This window comes from Pedobacter boryungensis, from assembly GCF_013204825.1.
Classification (GTDB): domain Bacteria; phylum Bacteroidota; class Bacteroidia; order Sphingobacteriales; family Sphingobacteriaceae; genus Pedobacter; species Pedobacter boryungensis.
Genome location: NZ_JABMKV010000002.1, coordinates 255,280 through 270,453, shown reverse-complemented (window position 1 = coordinate 270,453; position 15,174 = coordinate 255,280). Strand labels below are relative to the sequence as shown.

The window sequence follows — 15,174 nt, the reverse complement described above, 5'->3', positions numbered from 1 at the left end:
AGGGGCTTGTGCCCCTTCCTTTTATTTCCACTATGATGATCATCAAAGCATTTTTACTGTTGTTAGCTTTAACGGTGCCAAACTTTAATAAGCCTATTAAAAACGAAAGTAAATGGGTAATTGCCGAAAACAGTACACTTAGAGTGAATGGAAGCACTAATATCAATCGATTTTCATGTGCGATCTTAAATTACCCAAAAACGGATACGGTAACCATCAACACTGAGGTTGGTAAGCAAATCGCTTTGCAAGGCCGGGTAAGTTTAAATCTTAAGAGTTTTGATTGCAATAACATAATCATGACTAAACAGTTGCGCAAAACTTTAAAAGAAGAGCAATATCCATTTTTACATGTTAATTTCTTATCGTTAAAAGGAATACCTATTACAGAACAAACAGATAATGGTGTGAAAGGAATTGTGGAAATTGAACTTGCCGGAATAAAAAGAAGATTTTTAATCTTTTACCAAATCAAAACCACTAGTAACGGAATGACACTCTCTGGATGCCAGGCCATCACTTTTTCAGATTTTAAACTCGTGCCCCCACAAAAAATGGGGAAATTGATTCAGGCGAAAGATCAGTTGAAAGTCGATTTTGAACTTAATCTTCAACAAGCAAAGTAGTTACAAGTAATCTATATCATTTTTTTGTCTGACCTCAGTCTCTCAAGTACATGAATTGATTATGGAAATTTGTTAAAAAAATCATCATGAACACTATACCAGATTTACAATTATCACAAGAACTCCAAGAACTATACCTTGAAAATAAGGAATGGAGATCGGAAATAGATTTCTTAAAAGATGAACATCGCTTTTTCACAAAGCTACTCAATGCAGAAAAGTTGGCTACTATACGTCATGGAAAAGAACAAATCGAAATGATTGGAACAAACTTAGCCCTTCTTCAGCAGAAAATAGATGACCTAGAAAACTTGACCAGCAAACATCAGCACCTGTTGGAGTCTATCTTATCGGATAACGAAAAGCATATTGGACTTGAATTGATAGAACAGAATGCAGCAATTAGCAAGGAAATTAAATTCCTTTTAGCATCAGATCGACAAATTAAAAAGGATCTTTTTAGTTTAGTGGAAGGAGTTAAAATATGAACTCCCCTATTTACATTTCAGAAGACCATGCGCTAGAAGCAGTAAAATCTGGAAATCGAGTTTTTATTCATGGAGGTGCAGCTACACCAGTTTGCTTGGTTAAAGCACTGCAGAAAAAGCACCATCAGCTTAAAAATGTAGAATTGGTAAGTATTACAACCTTGGGAGATGTTAATTTTGACAGTCCAGAGCTAGCAGATTCTTTCTATTTCAACTCCCTTTTTGTTTCTGCCGCGACTAGAAAAATAGCCAATAGCGAAAATGGCGATTATGTTCCTATTTTTCTTAGTCAAATTCCGCAGCTTTTTAGAAAAAACATATTACCTATTGATGTGGCATTGATACAGGTATCACCACCTGATGCTCATGGTTATTGCTCATTGGGAACATCGGTAGATATTGCAAGAGCAGCTGTGGAAAATGCCAAACATGTAATTGCACAAGTAAACCCTTTAATGCCAAGAACTCATGGAGATGGATTTATACACATCTCTAAATTGAATGCTATGGTATGGTATAATGCTATATTACCAGAGGTAGATTATAGTAATCTATCTAATGATGTTGTAAGCAAGATTGGATCAAATGTAGCTTCTTTGGTAGAAGATGGGGCTACACTACAAATGGGAATTGGCGCTATTCCAGATCAGGTGCTTAAGAATTTAGTCAACCATAAAAACCTCGGTGTACATACAGAAATGTTCTCCGATGGAATTATTCCACTAATTGAAAGTGGTGTCATCAACAATAGCAAAAAGAAATTAAATATCGGAAGATCTGTTACGTCTTTTCTTACAGGGACAAGAAAGCTTTACGATTTTGTGAACGATAATCCATCTATCCGAACCATGGCGATCGACTATGTGAATGATACCAGTATTATTAGGCAAAATCCAAAGGTTACAGCGATTAACAGCGCTATTGAAATTGACTTGACCGGACAAGTATGCTCTGATTCAATTGGTACATATCAATTCTCTGGTATCGGTGGGCAAATGGATTTCATTCATGGGGCATCTCTATCTGAGGGTGGTAAACCAATTATTGCTATTCCATCTCAAACCAACAAAGGCATTAGTAGAATTGTACCTTTCTTAAAAGAAGGTGCTGGTGTTGTAACTACTAGAGGCCATGTGCACTGGGTAGTTACAGAATATGGTATTGTAAATCTTTTCGGCAAAAGCTTAAAGCAAAGAGCTAAGGAGTTAATTTCCATTGCACATCCTAATCATAGGGAAATGCTAGAAGCTTCTTTCCTTAAGCGGTTTGGAACAAGCCTTATTTCAGTTATTTAATTTCCACGATTACGCTCCAAATATGAAAGCTGTTAACGTAATGTTAACGGCTTTTTTGTTTAGTCCCAGTTTAGTCCGAGTCTTGTTCTAGAAAATATCCAATTTTCAAAAATTATCTAGATCAAAACTAGCAGCTAAGCTAAGCTGATATAGAACTAAACTAGAACTCCACAAGAACATAAGTCGCGGTAAGGTCGCTATAAGGTCGCCTTAATGTCGCGGTAAGCAAGAAGAAAATAATGAGGGTTTGTAACGAAAATCGTTGTGTATGGAATGGTCTTTTAAATATACGTTTTTTAGGGTAAAGGCTTGTTAGATTAGTAAAATAAAAAGTTATCGCCTTATTAAAGCCTAATAGAATTTATATGGTTTCTGTCGCAACAAATGGTAGCTTTATTTTACTAAATTATATTTGGGTTTTCTCCAATCCCATGGTGCAATTGGATTACTATCATGCCATAGCCCTACTTTATTTTTTCTAGCCTCAATTTCTAACTGCGCATACGTTAAATCTTTAGAATATTTTTTGAAGTGCCAGGCCATGCCTTGTTTAATCATTTCCTGATTAATTACTTGTTTTTTGGCATTCACTACAACAGCAATTAATCTTTTATTCCTATCATATTTCTCCCCATAAACGGTAACATATTGTCCAAAACATAAGTCGGATAATGCTATTTTAGCGTTATTACCATACGGTTGCGAGCCTCTTTTCTCCGGACAATCAATGTGGGCCAATCTTACTTTAATAGGCGTACTTTTATACAGGACCTCCATAGTATCGCCATCTAAAATCCGTATTACTTTAGCTACGAAAGTTTGGTTTCGCAAATCTATTAGGGGAGGTTCCTCCCCCTTAACTTGACCAAAAACTGGATTAATAAATAAAAGAAATAGTATTATTTTTCCCAACCGCATAATGTCTTTTTATCTTTTTGTGCTTTTTCTAAAGTAGTCTTGATGATTTTATAACTGCAGTTGCTTAATCCGCGGCAATTAGATTTGTAATGGTATTTAGTTGTTTTGACACTGCCACAAATATACACTGTGGTTGATGATTTGATTGCTAGAGTAGTTAGAATAAATAGGAGTAAGAGAGGTTTCATGATTAAGGATGATTGATGAGTTATTATTTGCCAAGGATAATTTTCTGTATTACAGGCTCTAAATCTGACGGTAAATCTGCGGATTTTAGATAGAATTTTTTTACATTCATTGCTGTAAACCAATTAATCCAATATTCTTTAATTACGTCCTCTTCAAATGGGTTGCCCCTTGCAGGATTAATACCTAAAACAACAACTTCAAGATTATCTAAATTACTGTTAGCAGGGATAAAGCCATAACCATTTTGTTGTATTACTTGTTTATAACCTGATGTGGTGAGCTTTAAAGATTTCACTAATGCCGAAGTAATATAGGAGCTTTTAGTACCTTGAAGAAATTTCGAATCTTCATGAAACATATAACCATCTGTTAAAACAAACAGGACATTTCTGTGATTTGGTTTGATGCAATAATCATTCACCTTATTTTTGAAGAAGCTCCAAATATCAGACCCTAAATATCTTTTATCTGAAATAGCTAGCTTATAAATCGTATTAGAAGTTAAAATATAGTTAGATGATATTTTTGCAATCGAAGCCTTACTAGTGTTGTCTTTTGTGAAAGAAAGCTTTAAGTGTTTTGCCAAATTATTGATTTCAGAATTCAGTGGTTCTGGTTCAAAGTAGATTTGAATTTGGTCATCATCTTGTCTAATGGGCTTAGAGCTTAAGTGTTTTTCAAATGTCTTACTAATCGACTGTATATATCCTAGATCACGCTTATAATATTCCATTGATAGATTAGAATTTTTCGTTGGATCTATACGATCAGAAAGATCTAGTAAAATACTGATATTTAAATTTTCAGGTTTGTTATTAGTATGTGAATTAACAGCTGATGTTTCTTTCACTTGGTCTTTATCATTATTATTACAACCAAAAAAAAAGACCATTGAAATAGAAAAAAGAATAATTTTAGTTTTCATAGGTCAAGAGATTTTAGAGTAAACAACATTTTGAAAATCAGGATTAATTAAGTTTAAACTTTGAAGATGATTATTCGCGACAGTTTCACACTCTTCCAATATTTCATTCTGCTTAGCCAAAGGCAACGCAATTTCAGACCTAACAGACTGAAACCACCCTTCTTTATATTGATGATGATATAAAAGATATTGTTTAAGGTTTAGAACAAATCCATCAATCACTCCTTGTAATTCTGTAATTCTTCCACTAATTTCAACTATCTTTTTCTTCTGGTTATTAATTTCTTCCGTGATTTCATTTTTAGATAATTCTAGCAATTTTATTTCTTCCATTTTGGAAGAAATATAGCCCTTGATCTTATCAAGATTTTCATGCTCTTTCATAGTAATATCAAATACTAAACCCCAAATGATGTACACAACAAATCCAGCGAAAATAATCATCCAGAATTCAGATTCACCTAAAGCTATTTTAAGATTATAAGGTAATGATTCCGGGGTCTTATTAAATTCATATATCTTCTTTTCAATCTGGTAGGCTAAGAGACCATCAAATAAAAAAGTCACAATGAATAAAGCGATCATTCTAAAAATGTTCTTAATCCCTTTGCTTTTTTGCACCATATGGATTATATAACCTAAACCTAAAAAAACGGATGGGATGGTAAAAATCAAGATTGCCTCTAACCAACCTGCATTTAAAGCATTATTAAATGCCTGAGCATCAAATATAGCAGCAGTAAGGCTATCGTTAGAAAAATCTTTAAAGAAGGCGGAGTAAGTCGCAGAGATGTAAAAAACAAACAAGTACAATGTAATTGGAACTAAAAGCAACAATCCGATATAAAATTGTGCTTTAGGGCGTTTAGTAGAGGGAACGCCATATTTTTCTGGATTGTGATTTACATCCTCAATCTCATTTTTCGCAAGATTAATCTTTTCAGAAACAGTCTGTTTTTTTTCCTCGAATATAGAAATAGCTGCCTCAGTGTTTTTTAATTCACTATATTTTTTGTTTTTCTCATCAATGTAAGGTTGTTTTAATTTAACCTGTTGAAATTCTTGTTCTCTACATTGCTGCTCAAAACTCATATATACATTCTGTAAACAAGCCCTAAAATTCAAGGGAGCACCCATCGCTTTAAGAGCTGCACCATAACCACTTTGATAATATGTAACTCTTATATTATTTTCCTCATGCTCATCATTTGTAGAATTTTGTTCTTTGGCTGCGGCATCTGTTTTGGTTGTAAATAATTTTCTGATTTCCATTCTGTTTATTTTAGGGCGTTCAATATTTCTTGAAATTCTTTTTCTTGTTTAGCGCAATCAATTAGATAATTGCATATACTGTCAATATTCTCAGGTAAGAATTCAAAAGTTTGACAATATTTTTTAAGTAAATTAAGTTCATCTTCTGTAACCTTTTGATCTGCCCATATCATTATTGCAAGATCATACAGATATTCTATTTTTTTCTCAATGGATGTAGGAATCTCTAATTGATGAACGGGATTCGTTAGAAGATTATTTAAATGCTCAGTTCCTATTCCCCGTAGCTCGGCAAATTTGTAAAGCTGTTTCATTTCAAGAACATCAAAATCATTATCAGCACATGCAATTTGATATAGTCTTAAAAAATGACTTTGTAGTTCCGTATTAATCATGGTTTCCATATAATTAGTTTTCTTTTTTAGGTAAAATAATATAATCTCTAGTATACGCTTTCCTTCTAGGCACAACCTCTATTTCTTTTTCTATTCGCTTTTCCTTTTTCAAAAAAGCAATAAATAAAAACAGTATACCTACAATAACATCAAGAGGCATCCATACACTCTTTCTGTGTAAATAAATGGGGAATATCGGATTGAAAAGAAGAAGAATAACTGCAAATAATATTAGCAAAGCATAGTTCTCATGCCTCACCATACTGTAGACCAATACAATAGATCCACAAGAAACTACTATTCGGAGGAAAGTATAATAGCTTATAGGCAATCTCAAAACGGCAACAAAACAACAGATTGAGCAAAAAATAAAGAGCGCTTTCATATGTGGTGTTTTGCTATAGCTGTTTTAGGGACTTAATAATATTCTGATAGTTTTTAAAAGCTTCTCCGAATTGTGCTGTAAACTCATAATTACTAAACTCATATTCTTCGTGAAGCCCTGTGACTGTTTGTAAGCTTATCTCTCCATATTTCACAATTGGGATCTGATAATTTCCTTTAAAGCGCTTATCTGGTGTGCCATTTTTGTTAACCTTATACCAGGTTTTATCGATAACTTTCGAATCTCTTGGTACAGTTCCATCTTCAGTAAATCTTACATAGCTTTGATGAAAGTCTAGCTCATCAATTCCAATTAGCGCAAAACTTGTTTTAGAAGAGTACATCACAATAAAGCTTGGGTAGAAATACAAGTCAGCCCCATTCGCATTTTGGAAGCAAAGCGTTTCGAAATTCGAACGAATGTCTGGGAGGGATTTAAAAGCAAATCTTACCTCTCGTTTACTCACGACTTTACTGGCAGAGGACCGGGTAACAATCCTATCTTGAAAGTGGGCGCTTGTTACATCCCAAATCTTATGTGAAGTTATTAGTTGTTTAAATGTATATACAACTTGGTTATACTTTTCGCTTATTTCTGGCTCAAAATTGGTATCTAACTCTACATAACAATTTTCTATTTGTGCTTGTATTTGTGAAATCGCTTCCTGCTGAGCTTTGATGTCAGTTTTTATGTTTTCAGCAATACTCCTCTTAATCAACCCATACAACAACACATAACTTGCTATCAATTTGAATTTAAAATTACCAATAGTTGTTCTAATTCTTAGCAGGTCATTATTCAGTTCATTACGTTGTTCATGTGCCATTAGTATGGCTTCTTTTACACCATGCATGTTCTGACTTGTAATTTCTTGAATATCCGCACTAAAGATATTACCTGCCGTCGTTTCTATTGAAGGCAAGGCATTCGGTAAATTATATCGGTATGGCTCTTTATGTAAATCTGATTTTGAGAGTCTTTTCCTGTTGTAAATTCCTAACATTGGAACACTTGTATTTAAAAAAGTTCCGGATTTACCAAAGGTTATACTTGCACCCTTTACTCCTATAGAGGTGCTTATTCCACTTTTACTTAAGTTTAAATTAACTCCGGGGATAATTTTTATCCGCTTACGAAAACTCCAGGCCATTACTTTGATTATATGAGGTTAGGGATTAACTATATCAAATGTAATATGAGGAAAAAACCTTTTCTTACGGGAAACCGTAAGTGATAAATATTTCTTAAATGTTAATAAGCTCGAAGTAAATAGGTCTAACAAAAATTGCCTGCTCCGTTAGGAAGCTAGGCAATACGTTTGATAAATGTAAATGTTTAAGTAGTATGGCAAGGACGGCAACATGTCCAACATCCATTAGCTTTAGAATACGTTTTTTTCGCTTCCTTTACAGCATCTGCACAAGAAGAAAACTCTCCTAAAAGCATTGCATTTTCACTACTTGGAAACCATGTACAACTTTTAACATGGACTTCGTGATCGCCATTACTTTGGGCTTTTTTGTTTACATAATATTTTTCCATAATTATTTATTTTATTGAATAAAAATATATAGAGGAGAAGAAACTACATTACGGAAAACAGTAAAGACAGAAAGTATTAATTAAACATAAAATTGGAGATGTTATTTTTCCAAGCGTCTTCTTAAACCTATAAAAGGAAATATATAATTAATGAAGCAACGTATTTAAAACTGAATTTTAGTTTTTAACGTATACTTAATTTTAAAGACGAAATTTACACTCTTATGGGGTGTTTGTTGATATAATTCCCATTGTCTTGGCTGATAAGTAAATGGCGTAACACCAGCATAAAGACCCAATGCTTTTTCGTATCCCCCATTATAAAAGAAACCAAACACAGGCTCTCCATAAAATTTTGTTGTTAATTCTGGTACTGTAAGGCTCCGAGGTTCGTAATACATATACCTTGTTCCTTTTACAAAATCATACTGTAAATATGCCCCTCCGAAATCAAACAGTTGAACTTGCGCATGAAATCTAAAGCCGTTATAATTTATATTATGCATCACTTTATTGTTCAGCAATCTTTTGTACAAATAACCAACTGAGATTGTACTATTCTCATAAGTGCTAAAACCAATGCTTGCGGCAATTTCCCCAGTTAACCCTGCGGATGTTCCAGTCTCTAAGCTGCCTAGCAATGTATTGCTCTGAGCTTTAAGGATTGATGGTAAAAAGAAAAACAATAGAAATATTTTTTTCATCAAATAAGTGTTAAGAGTGAGTTGCAAGTAATACGACTATGAAAGCGACTATTATCACGATTACCAAAGCAATAAGAATGTCCTTTTTGGATGCCAACATATGGTATTCGTTAAAAAAAATAAGTTGGCTTAGTGCTAAAAAGATTTAGTTCACGAGAACTGAGTGGCAACTCGAACGATACCTGATGATATATTTTGCTAACCACAATGTGGACTGTTTTGTGAACTAGCATTACTGAAAGTTTTCTTATTTGGTATTCCATTAGTAAAGGGATGATAATGTGAGTTATCAAAAGTACTTGTACAACAAAACATATCCTTATGGGAATCCGTATTACATTAAAAAATGGAAAATTTATTGCTTAGCGATTAAATAATACCCATGTCTTTACAATAGGCCACCAACTGCTCATTTTTAGAGAACTCTAATCCTTCTTTCATTAGATTAAGACGCTTTTCTACGCTGCTTAACCCAGATGGCTTTATGTTATGTTGTAGTAAATACGCAGGAATCTCTTTTTGCAGTTTGCCTTTAGAAAGTAGCGTAATAATAGTGATATCAAAGTTGGTAAACTCGTATGTGTTTTTTTGCTTTACGCTTTGTTTTAGGTGTGCTGAAAGATAATTCTTGTTCTTTGAAATGGCTTCTAAAGCTAACTTTAATTCTTTAGCATCATGGCGTGCTTTACGTACATACCCATTAATTCCGAGCTCTTTAACAAGCGTTTCTATAATTGCAGCTTTGCTTTCGCCCGAAAAAACTAAAACTTTCAGATTGGGTTGAGCCAGTTTAGCGGCTCTTATCAATTCAATCCCATCAACAATTTTTTGAGGGCGATGATCTTCCTCAAAGTAAATGTCTGTAATCAGTAAATCGTAAGGTTGGTTAGCTTGAAGTCCTTTCTTTATTCTCATTAAAGCATCGTCACAATAAAACACATAGTCTTTACATACATTGCCCAAATCAGACAGTGTTTGTTGTACCGATATATTTGCACTTTCTTGGTCTTCAGCAATTAGTACTCTTTCAAACATCTTTTTAATTTAAGTGAGTGGAAAAGTAATTTTGATTTTTAGTCCTTTTCCATTGTTTGATTCAAAAGTAATTACACCATTAATGCTATTTATACGGTTTCCCGTATTGGTAAGGCCATTGTTAAAGTGTAAATCTGCTGGCATACCAACTCCATTATCGCTATAAGAAATATTCATTTGATTTCCCTCTTGCTCAAACCTAATTAGCACATCATTTGCGCTACTATGTTTTTTCATATTCACCATTAACTCTTGCAAAATATGCTCTAATTCGTACTTTATAGGTGCACTTACTTTATTCCATAGGCTACCTTCATTACCTACGATTAAAATTTTGGTGTTTGGTGTGGCAAAAGAGATTAATAAGCGTGAAAGTTTTTCATGAAAATTCTGTTCAGTAAACTTTTCTTCGTAAGAAATATCTCGAGATTTTTCGTACAGTTCTTCTATTTCATCAACAATGGGATTATCTTTAAAAGGCTGTTCATTATCCAGCTTAGTCATTATTCTATAGAGCCCATTTGCTACTACATCATGAACCTTTTTCGAGGTCTTAAGTTGGTTTTCACGAATGGTATTTTGGGTTTCTAACTCAATTCGTTGTTTTCTTCTGTTATAAAGAATAATACTTGTTATTATAGTAAAAAAAGCAAAAATCAATCCTAGGATTAAGATGGTTTTCTGTTTTATGAGTTGATATTTTTTTTCTGTATTATCTTTCTGAAGTATAAGGTTATCCGATTTCTGCTTTTCAGTTTCGTAACGAATAAGAGCAAATTGATTTTTAGATTTATTTCGATCTATTTGGATGCTATCTTCTAGAGTGCGATATCTCTCAAAATATTGTTTAGTTTTTACACCTGAACTAAGCCTTACTAGTTTTTCCAGTGCCTCTAACCTGTCGTCTGGACGGTTAAGTTTTTCAGCAACATTATACATGTTGTTCGCATAATTTAATGCAGTATTAGGGTTTGTTTTTGTATAGTAATCTGCTAATTGAGCAAAACTATGGTTTAAACCAAGTGTGTCTTTTTGTTGTTTTCTTATTGCTAATGATTTTAATAATCCTGGTAATGCATTATAATTTGAATCTCGAAGCCAATTTGCAAAAGAGAGATTGGCTAACGCTCTAGAATACTCTATAGAATCATTGACGGTGCCTTTTAATACTAAATGGTAATTTTTAATTGCTTCATTATAATTATGAACCTCCTCGTGTACTTTTGCAATATTATTTAAACAGATAAATTTATATAATGGGACATTTATAAATTTCAATGCATAATTATAAAATCTAAGTGCGTCATTGTACTCCTTAAGTTGATAAAAAGCAAGCCCAAGTGTGTTATAATTGGAAGAAATTAACGCTGCTTGATCTTTTTTTGTTTCATCAAGGTATGAAATCGCACTTAACGAGATTTCTTGTGCGGCAAAATAATCCCCTTCATTTTTTGCAATATACCCCATGTTAACTAAGCATTTACCAACACCAAGGCTATCCTTTTGTAATAAGTATTGGTCTTTAGCTCTATTAAAATAAACATAAGAGCTATCAATCCTCCCTAAATCTCTGTATTTTATTGCTTTTTGATAATATAGATTTTGTGGGTCCTGCTTATTGTTAGATTTATTCGAACAAGCATTTAAAATTAGAAAGGAAAACAATAAAAATGAGAGGTGTTTCAAAATTCTTAGTTTTCTCTAAGTTAATTAATAATATCTCTTAGAGAACAAATTATCTTTTAGTTAATAAAAAGGGGGCAATAATTGCCCCTTTTTTATTGTTGTTATTATGGTTTTGGAGGAGGAATGTTTCCAGTGCCACCACCAGTGCCAGGACCATCCTCGCCAGTTCCATCCCCTGGATCACCAGTATCTCCGGGATCACCTGTGTCTCCGGGATCACCTTCAGCATTAACAACTACGGTTCCGCCACCATGGCAATTTGAGGTATTACTTACATTTGAAGGGTTTACTAAGCCTAAAAGTAAGGCAATAAATAAAGGAATAAACATTTTTACAAAAATTTAAGAATGATAAACTATGTAGCTCCCCACGACCATTCGCGGGGTTTACTACGGTTGTAAATCAGAAGGCCTTCTGAAATTTTTGGGAAGTGTTTTGAGTGTCAATCGCGGGCGCAGATAACTGCTTCCCAAACCGGTTACTTACTACCGCAACATTCACTCTTGTTGAAATCTGTTTCGTACATTTACTATGATTTGAGCAAACGTCTGTTCTGATTTCTAAAGCAAAACTATATGCTTAAATCGCTAATTTCTATGGAATTCGATTTGTTCCAAGGGAATTCCGACGGTTCCTAGATCATTCCGGGAATCCGTAATAATTCCGTAGATTACGTTTTATTTTTGTGTGTAATTTGAAGCATATCAATGGTATATAAGCAAGAGGTATTATTGGCCTATAGAAAGAAAGCAAAGGAGGGCGTGTTGTCAGATGAACTTACTAATCCAACGCGAGCTAAATTGAAAGAGGAATGTCTTCGTATTTACAGATCCGGACCTTTGGCAGATAGGGATAGGGAAATCTTAAAAGTATTCCTAGGGATTCGTCGAGAGGTTGAAGATTATAGCCAAAGTATTATTGATTATGATGACGGCAGATTCAGGCCATTAGATAACTTTTTAAAAGGAGAAACAGATGATCCTCATGTAAGAACTGTAGACCTTTTAGCTTGGTTAATTGATTTTCCAGAAAGGCCATCCTCAGCTTGGAGACCTAAAACCGAAGCAAATCCTCCAAGCTCGATCCTTTTGAACTTCATAAAAAAACAATTTGAAAAACTACGTTCAGGTAAGAAAGTTCAAGTTGCTTTTGCTGTTTTTGCAATTATTACCCTCACTAGTGGAATAATATTTATTTATCCCATTACTTTTGGAAAACAATGCATGTACTGGACTGGGAATAACTATGAAGCTACTGGCTGTGATATAATTATTGGAGACACGCCTATCATTGCACTAAATAAAGATAAGCTAGCACATCTACAGAGAATAACCAAGCCGGATACGCTTACTTTAAAAGATGTAGGAAAAGCATGGTATATCAAAATAACATTAGATAGTGCGGAGTTTTATACCGATAGCGGAGTATACCCATTAGATGCCAGAAAGAGATTGAGACCAGTTAGTAATTTCATTATTGAGAAGTATGTACTTTCTAAGAAACTGGCTAAAACGAAACAAAATTGAAACATAATGAAAAAGCCTATCGATAATTATCGATAGGCTTTGTTTTAAATCCAATTAGAATAATTACCTCACCACACTTCCATTTTCAAATTTCCCAGTTGGTGCTACAAAAGTAAGTTTACCTTCAGAGTCTTCAGCCATTAAAATCATACCTTGAGATACAATTCCTTTAATTTCTCTAGGTGCTAAGTTCACTAAAAGACTTACCTGTTGCCCAATAATATCTTCGGGCTTATAATATTCTGCAATGCCAGAAACTACTGTACGTTCATCTAAGCCTGTGTTTACAGTTAGTTTTAATAATTTCTTAGTTTTCTCTACTTTTTCAGCAGCGGTAATCGTTGCTATGCGAATATCCATTGCGCCAAACTGATCAAATTGAATATTTTCCTTTGCAGGAACTAAAGTTGCATTTGCTTGTGCATTTGCAGATTTACTATTATTTAACTTATCTATCTGCGCCTGCACTTCTTCGTCTTCAATTTTACTAAATAACAACTCCGGCTCATTCAATTGATGTCCACGTGTTAACAAGTTCATTTTACCCGCATCCTCCCACTGATAACCACCATAGTTTAGCATTTTCATCAATTTATCTGCAGTAAATGGTAAGAAAGGTTCAATTAAGATTTCAATATTTGCCGTAATTTGCAAGCTGATATTTAATATCGTTCTTACCCTATCCTCATCGGTTTTGATTACTTTCCAAGGTTCTGTATCCGCCAAATATTTATTACCTAAACGAGCTACATTCATTACTTCACCTAAAGCTTCTCTAAATCGGTAGTTTTCTATAGATGCGCTAATTTTTGCAGGATATGTAGCTAACTCATCAATTACTGCCTGATCTTGCTCCGTCACTTCCATTAACATTGGCACCTTACCGTTAAAATACTTATGTGTAAGTACCGTAACGCGGTTAATGAAGTTGCCTAAAATAGCTACTAACTCATTATTATTACGAGCTTGGAAATCTTTCCATGTAAAATCGTTATCCTTAGTTTCTGGAGCTGTAGCCGTTAATACATAACGTAAAATATCCTGTTTATCTGGAAATTCTACTAAATATTCATTCAGCCAAACCGCCCAATTTTTTGAGGTAGATATTTTCTGACCTTCTAAGTTCAAGAATTCATTTGCTGGAACATTGTCGGCTAAAATATAATCGCCATGCGCCATTAGCATTGCTGGAAAAATAATACAGTGGAAAACGATATTATCTTTTCCGATAAAATGAACCAACTTGGTTTCTTCATCTTTCCAATAAGATGCCCAATCACATTTATCAGTTTCTATCTGGCGGATATAATATTCCTCAGCTTTAGGATTCCAAACATCAAGCTTTGCGTAGTTACATAATTCTTTTGTTGCAGAAATGTAGCCAATTGGGGCATCAAACCATACATACAAAACTTTACCATCAGCACCTTTTACCGGAACTTGTATTCCCCAATCTAAATCTCTTGTCATTGCCCTTGGTTGCAAACCTGCATTTAACCAACTCTGACATTGGCCATATACATTTGGTCTCCATTCTTTATGACTTTCGATATAGGTTCTTAACTTATCTTCGTATTTATCTAATGGTAAAAACCAATTCTTAGTTTCTTTACGCACAGGTGGCTCACCAGATAAAGTAGATTTTGGATTGATTAAGTCTGTCGCATTTAATGTACTACCACAGTTTTCGCATTGATCACCGTAAGCATTTTCATTTCCACATTTAGGACAGGTTCCTGTAATGTATCTATCAGCTAAAAAAGTTTGTGCTTTCTCATCATAATATTGCTCGGTAATTTCTTCTGTAAAAACACCATCATTGTATAGCTTTTTAAAGAAATCTGCTGCAGTTTGATGATGAGTTAACGATGAAGTACGGTGGTAAATATCAAAAGAAACGCCAAATTCTTTAAAAGAATCGCCAATAATTTTATGGTACTTATCTACGATCTCTTGCGGCGTAACACCTTCTTTTTTAGCTTTTAATGTTATTGGAACACCATTTTCATCAGAGCCACAAATAAACTTTACATCTCTTTTGTTGGAACGTAAATAACGCACATAGGTATCAGCCGGCAAATAAACACCTGCTAAGTGACCAATATGCACCGGACCATTGGTGTAAGGCAAAGCTGCCGTTACAGTATATCTTTTAATTTTACTATTATCCAAAACTATTTATTTATTT

The 15,174-nt window shown here is 33.9% G+C and carries 16 protein-coding genes; 4 read left to right on the top strand and 12 right to left on the bottom strand.

Features of this window, described 5'->3' with window-relative positions:
• Nucleotides 1-32: 32 nt before the first annotated feature.
• From HQN85_RS07625 to HQN85_RS07615, 3 genes are all read left to right on the top strand, one after another.
• Complete coding sequence (locus tag HQN85_RS07625; RefSeq protein ID WP_173270893.1) at nucleotides 33-626, top strand: YceI family protein; 594 nt, start codon at nucleotides 33-35, stop codon at nucleotides 624-626.
• 86 nt (nucleotides 627-712) lie between these two features.
• Nucleotides 713-1,114 (top strand): hypothetical protein, encoded by a 402-nt coding sequence (locus tag HQN85_RS07620; protein WP_173270891.1) that lies wholly within the window; start codon nucleotides 713-715, stop codon nucleotides 1,112-1,114.
• Nucleotides 1,111-2,409 carry an acetyl-CoA hydrolase/transferase family protein gene (locus tag HQN85_RS07615; protein ID WP_173270889.1) on the top strand — a complete coding sequence of 433 codons (1,299 nt, stop codon included), beginning with the start codon at nucleotides 1,111-1,113 and terminating at the stop codon, nucleotides 2,407-2,409. Before HQN85_RS07620 ends, HQN85_RS07615 begins: the two co-directional genes overlap by 4 nt.
• Before the next feature lie 393 nt (nucleotides 2,410-2,802).
• Here HQN85_RS07615 and HQN85_RS07610 read toward each other — a convergent pair whose 3' ends face one another.
• The 11 genes from HQN85_RS07610 to HQN85_RS07565 all read right to left on the bottom strand — a co-directional run bounded on the left by HQN85_RS07610 (nucleotide 2,803) and on the right by HQN85_RS07565 (nucleotide 11,789).
• Entirely contained in the window at nucleotides 2,803-3,327 is a 525-nt protein-coding gene (locus tag HQN85_RS07610; protein WP_173270887.1) for a thermonuclease family protein, read from the bottom strand.
• 211 nt (nucleotides 3,328-3,538) lie between these two features.
• A complete protein-coding gene (locus HQN85_RS07605) occupies nucleotides 3,539-4,441 on the bottom strand; it encodes a hypothetical protein (protein WP_216847246.1) in 903 nt (300 codons plus the stop codon).
• A gap of 3 nt (nucleotides 4,442-4,444) precedes the next feature.
• Complete coding sequence (locus HQN85_RS07600) at nucleotides 4,445-5,713, bottom strand: ABC transporter permease (RefSeq protein WP_173270885.1); 1,269 nt, start codon at nucleotides 5,711-5,713, stop codon at nucleotides 4,445-4,447.
• 5 nt (nucleotides 5,714-5,718) lie between these two features.
• Nucleotides 5,719-6,117: an uL10 family ribosomal protein gene (locus HQN85_RS07595; protein ID WP_216847245.1), complete on the bottom strand. Its 399-nt coding sequence runs from the start codon at nucleotides 6,115-6,117 to the stop codon at nucleotides 5,719-5,721.
• A 4-nt stretch (nucleotides 6,118-6,121) separates the two neighbouring features.
• Nucleotides 6,122-6,493 carry a DUF6804 family protein gene (locus HQN85_RS15920; RefSeq protein ID WP_379114969.1) on the bottom strand — a complete coding sequence of 124 codons (372 nt, stop codon included), beginning with the start codon at nucleotides 6,491-6,493 and terminating at the stop codon, nucleotides 6,122-6,124.
• A gap of 13 nt (nucleotides 6,494-6,506) precedes the next feature.
• Nucleotides 6,507-7,643 carry a DUF4236 domain-containing protein gene (locus tag HQN85_RS07590; protein WP_173270883.1) on the bottom strand — a complete coding sequence of 379 codons (1,137 nt, stop codon included), beginning with the start codon at nucleotides 7,641-7,643 and terminating at the stop codon, nucleotides 6,507-6,509.
• A gap of 185 nt (nucleotides 7,644-7,828) precedes the next feature.
• Complete coding sequence (locus tag HQN85_RS07585) at nucleotides 7,829-8,035, bottom strand: hypothetical protein (RefSeq protein WP_173270882.1); 207 nt, start codon at nucleotides 8,033-8,035, stop codon at nucleotides 7,829-7,831.
• 164 nt (nucleotides 8,036-8,199) lie between these two features.
• Nucleotides 8,200-8,739 carry a hypothetical protein gene (locus tag HQN85_RS07580; RefSeq protein ID WP_173270880.1) on the bottom strand — a complete coding sequence of 180 codons (540 nt, stop codon included), beginning with the start codon at nucleotides 8,737-8,739 and terminating at the stop codon, nucleotides 8,200-8,202.
• 369 nt (nucleotides 8,740-9,108) lie between these two features.
• On the bottom strand, nucleotides 9,109-9,774 hold the full coding sequence (locus HQN85_RS07575) for a response regulator (RefSeq protein WP_173270878.1): 666 nt from the start codon (nucleotides 9,772-9,774) through the stop codon (nucleotides 9,109-9,111).
• Between the two features lie 9 nt (nucleotides 9,775-9,783).
• Nucleotides 9,784-11,241: a tetratricopeptide repeat-containing sensor histidine kinase gene (locus HQN85_RS07570; protein ID WP_246249684.1), complete on the bottom strand. Its 1,458-nt coding sequence runs from the start codon at nucleotides 11,239-11,241 to the stop codon at nucleotides 9,784-9,786.
• A 323-nt stretch (nucleotides 11,242-11,564) separates the two neighbouring features.
• Entirely contained in the window at nucleotides 11,565-11,789 is a 225-nt protein-coding gene (locus HQN85_RS07565) for a hypothetical protein (RefSeq protein ID WP_173270876.1), read from the bottom strand.
• Nucleotides 11,790-12,167: 378 nt separating this feature from the next.
• Here HQN85_RS07565 and HQN85_RS07560 point away from each other — a divergent pair, with 378 nt between their 5' ends.
• Nucleotides 12,168-12,986 carry a hypothetical protein gene (locus tag HQN85_RS07560; protein WP_173270874.1) on the top strand — a complete coding sequence of 273 codons (819 nt, stop codon included), beginning with the start codon at nucleotides 12,168-12,170 and terminating at the stop codon, nucleotides 12,984-12,986.
• A 63-nt stretch (nucleotides 12,987-13,049) separates the two neighbouring features.
• On the opposite strand, the gene metG is transcribed toward HQN85_RS07560, so the two are convergent.
• A complete protein-coding gene (metG, locus tag HQN85_RS07555) occupies nucleotides 13,050-15,158 on the bottom strand; it encodes a methionine--tRNA ligase (RefSeq protein ID WP_173270872.1) in 2,109 nt (702 codons plus the stop codon).
• Nucleotides 15,159-15,174: the final 16 nt, after the last annotated feature.

Bases quoted from the DNA above. Each gene is read 5' to 3' on its own strand.
- HQN85_RS07560 (WP_173270874.1), top strand. From the start codon at position 12,168: ATGGTATATAAGCAAGAGGTATTATTGGCCTATAGAAAGAAAGCAAAG.
- HQN85_RS07595 (WP_216847245.1), bottom strand. From the start codon at position 6,117: ATGGAAACCATGATTAATACGGAACTACAAAGTCATTTTTTAAGACTA.
- HQN85_RS15920 (WP_379114969.1), bottom strand. From the start codon at position 6,493: ATGAAAGCGCTCTTTATTTTTTGCTCAATCTGTTGTTTTGTTGCCGTT.
- HQN85_RS07580 (WP_173270880.1), bottom strand. From the start codon at position 8,739: ATGAAAAAAATATTTCTATTGTTTTTCTTTTTACCATCAATCCTTAAA.
- HQN85_RS07625 (WP_173270893.1), top strand. From the start codon at position 33: ATGATGATCATCAAAGCATTTTTACTGTTGTTAGCTTTAACGGTGCCA.
- HQN85_RS07600 (WP_173270885.1), bottom strand. From the start codon at position 5,713: ATGGAAATCAGAAAATTATTTACAACCAAAACAGATGCCGCAGCCAAA.
- HQN85_RS07605 (WP_216847246.1), bottom strand. From the start codon at position 4,441: ATGAAAACTAAAATTATTCTTTTTTCTATTTCAATGGTCTTTTTTTTT.
- HQN85_RS07565 (WP_173270876.1), bottom strand. From the start codon at position 11,789: ATGTTTATTCCTTTATTTATTGCCTTACTTTTAGGCTTAGTAAACCCT.
- HQN85_RS07610 (WP_173270887.1), bottom strand. From the start codon at position 3,327: ATGCGGTTGGGAAAAATAATACTATTTCTTTTATTTATTAATCCAGTT.
- HQN85_RS07585 (WP_173270882.1), bottom strand. From the start codon at position 8,035: ATGGAAAAATATTATGTAAACAAAAAAGCCCAAAGTAATGGCGATCAC.
- HQN85_RS07570 (WP_246249684.1), bottom strand. From the start codon at position 11,241: ATGGGGTATATTGCAAAAAATGAAGGGGATTATTTTGCCGCACAAGAA.
- HQN85_RS07575 (WP_173270878.1), bottom strand. From the start codon at position 9,774: ATGTTTGAAAGAGTACTAATTGCTGAAGACCAAGAAAGTGCAAATATA.
- HQN85_RS07615 (WP_173270889.1), top strand. From the start codon at position 1,111: ATGAACTCCCCTATTTACATTTCAGAAGACCATGCGCTAGAAGCAGTA.
- HQN85_RS07620 (WP_173270891.1), top strand. From the start codon at position 713: ATGAACACTATACCAGATTTACAATTATCACAAGAACTCCAAGAACTA.
- HQN85_RS07590 (WP_173270883.1), bottom strand. From the start codon at position 7,643: ATGGCCTGGAGTTTTCGTAAGCGGATAAAAATTATCCCCGGAGTTAAT.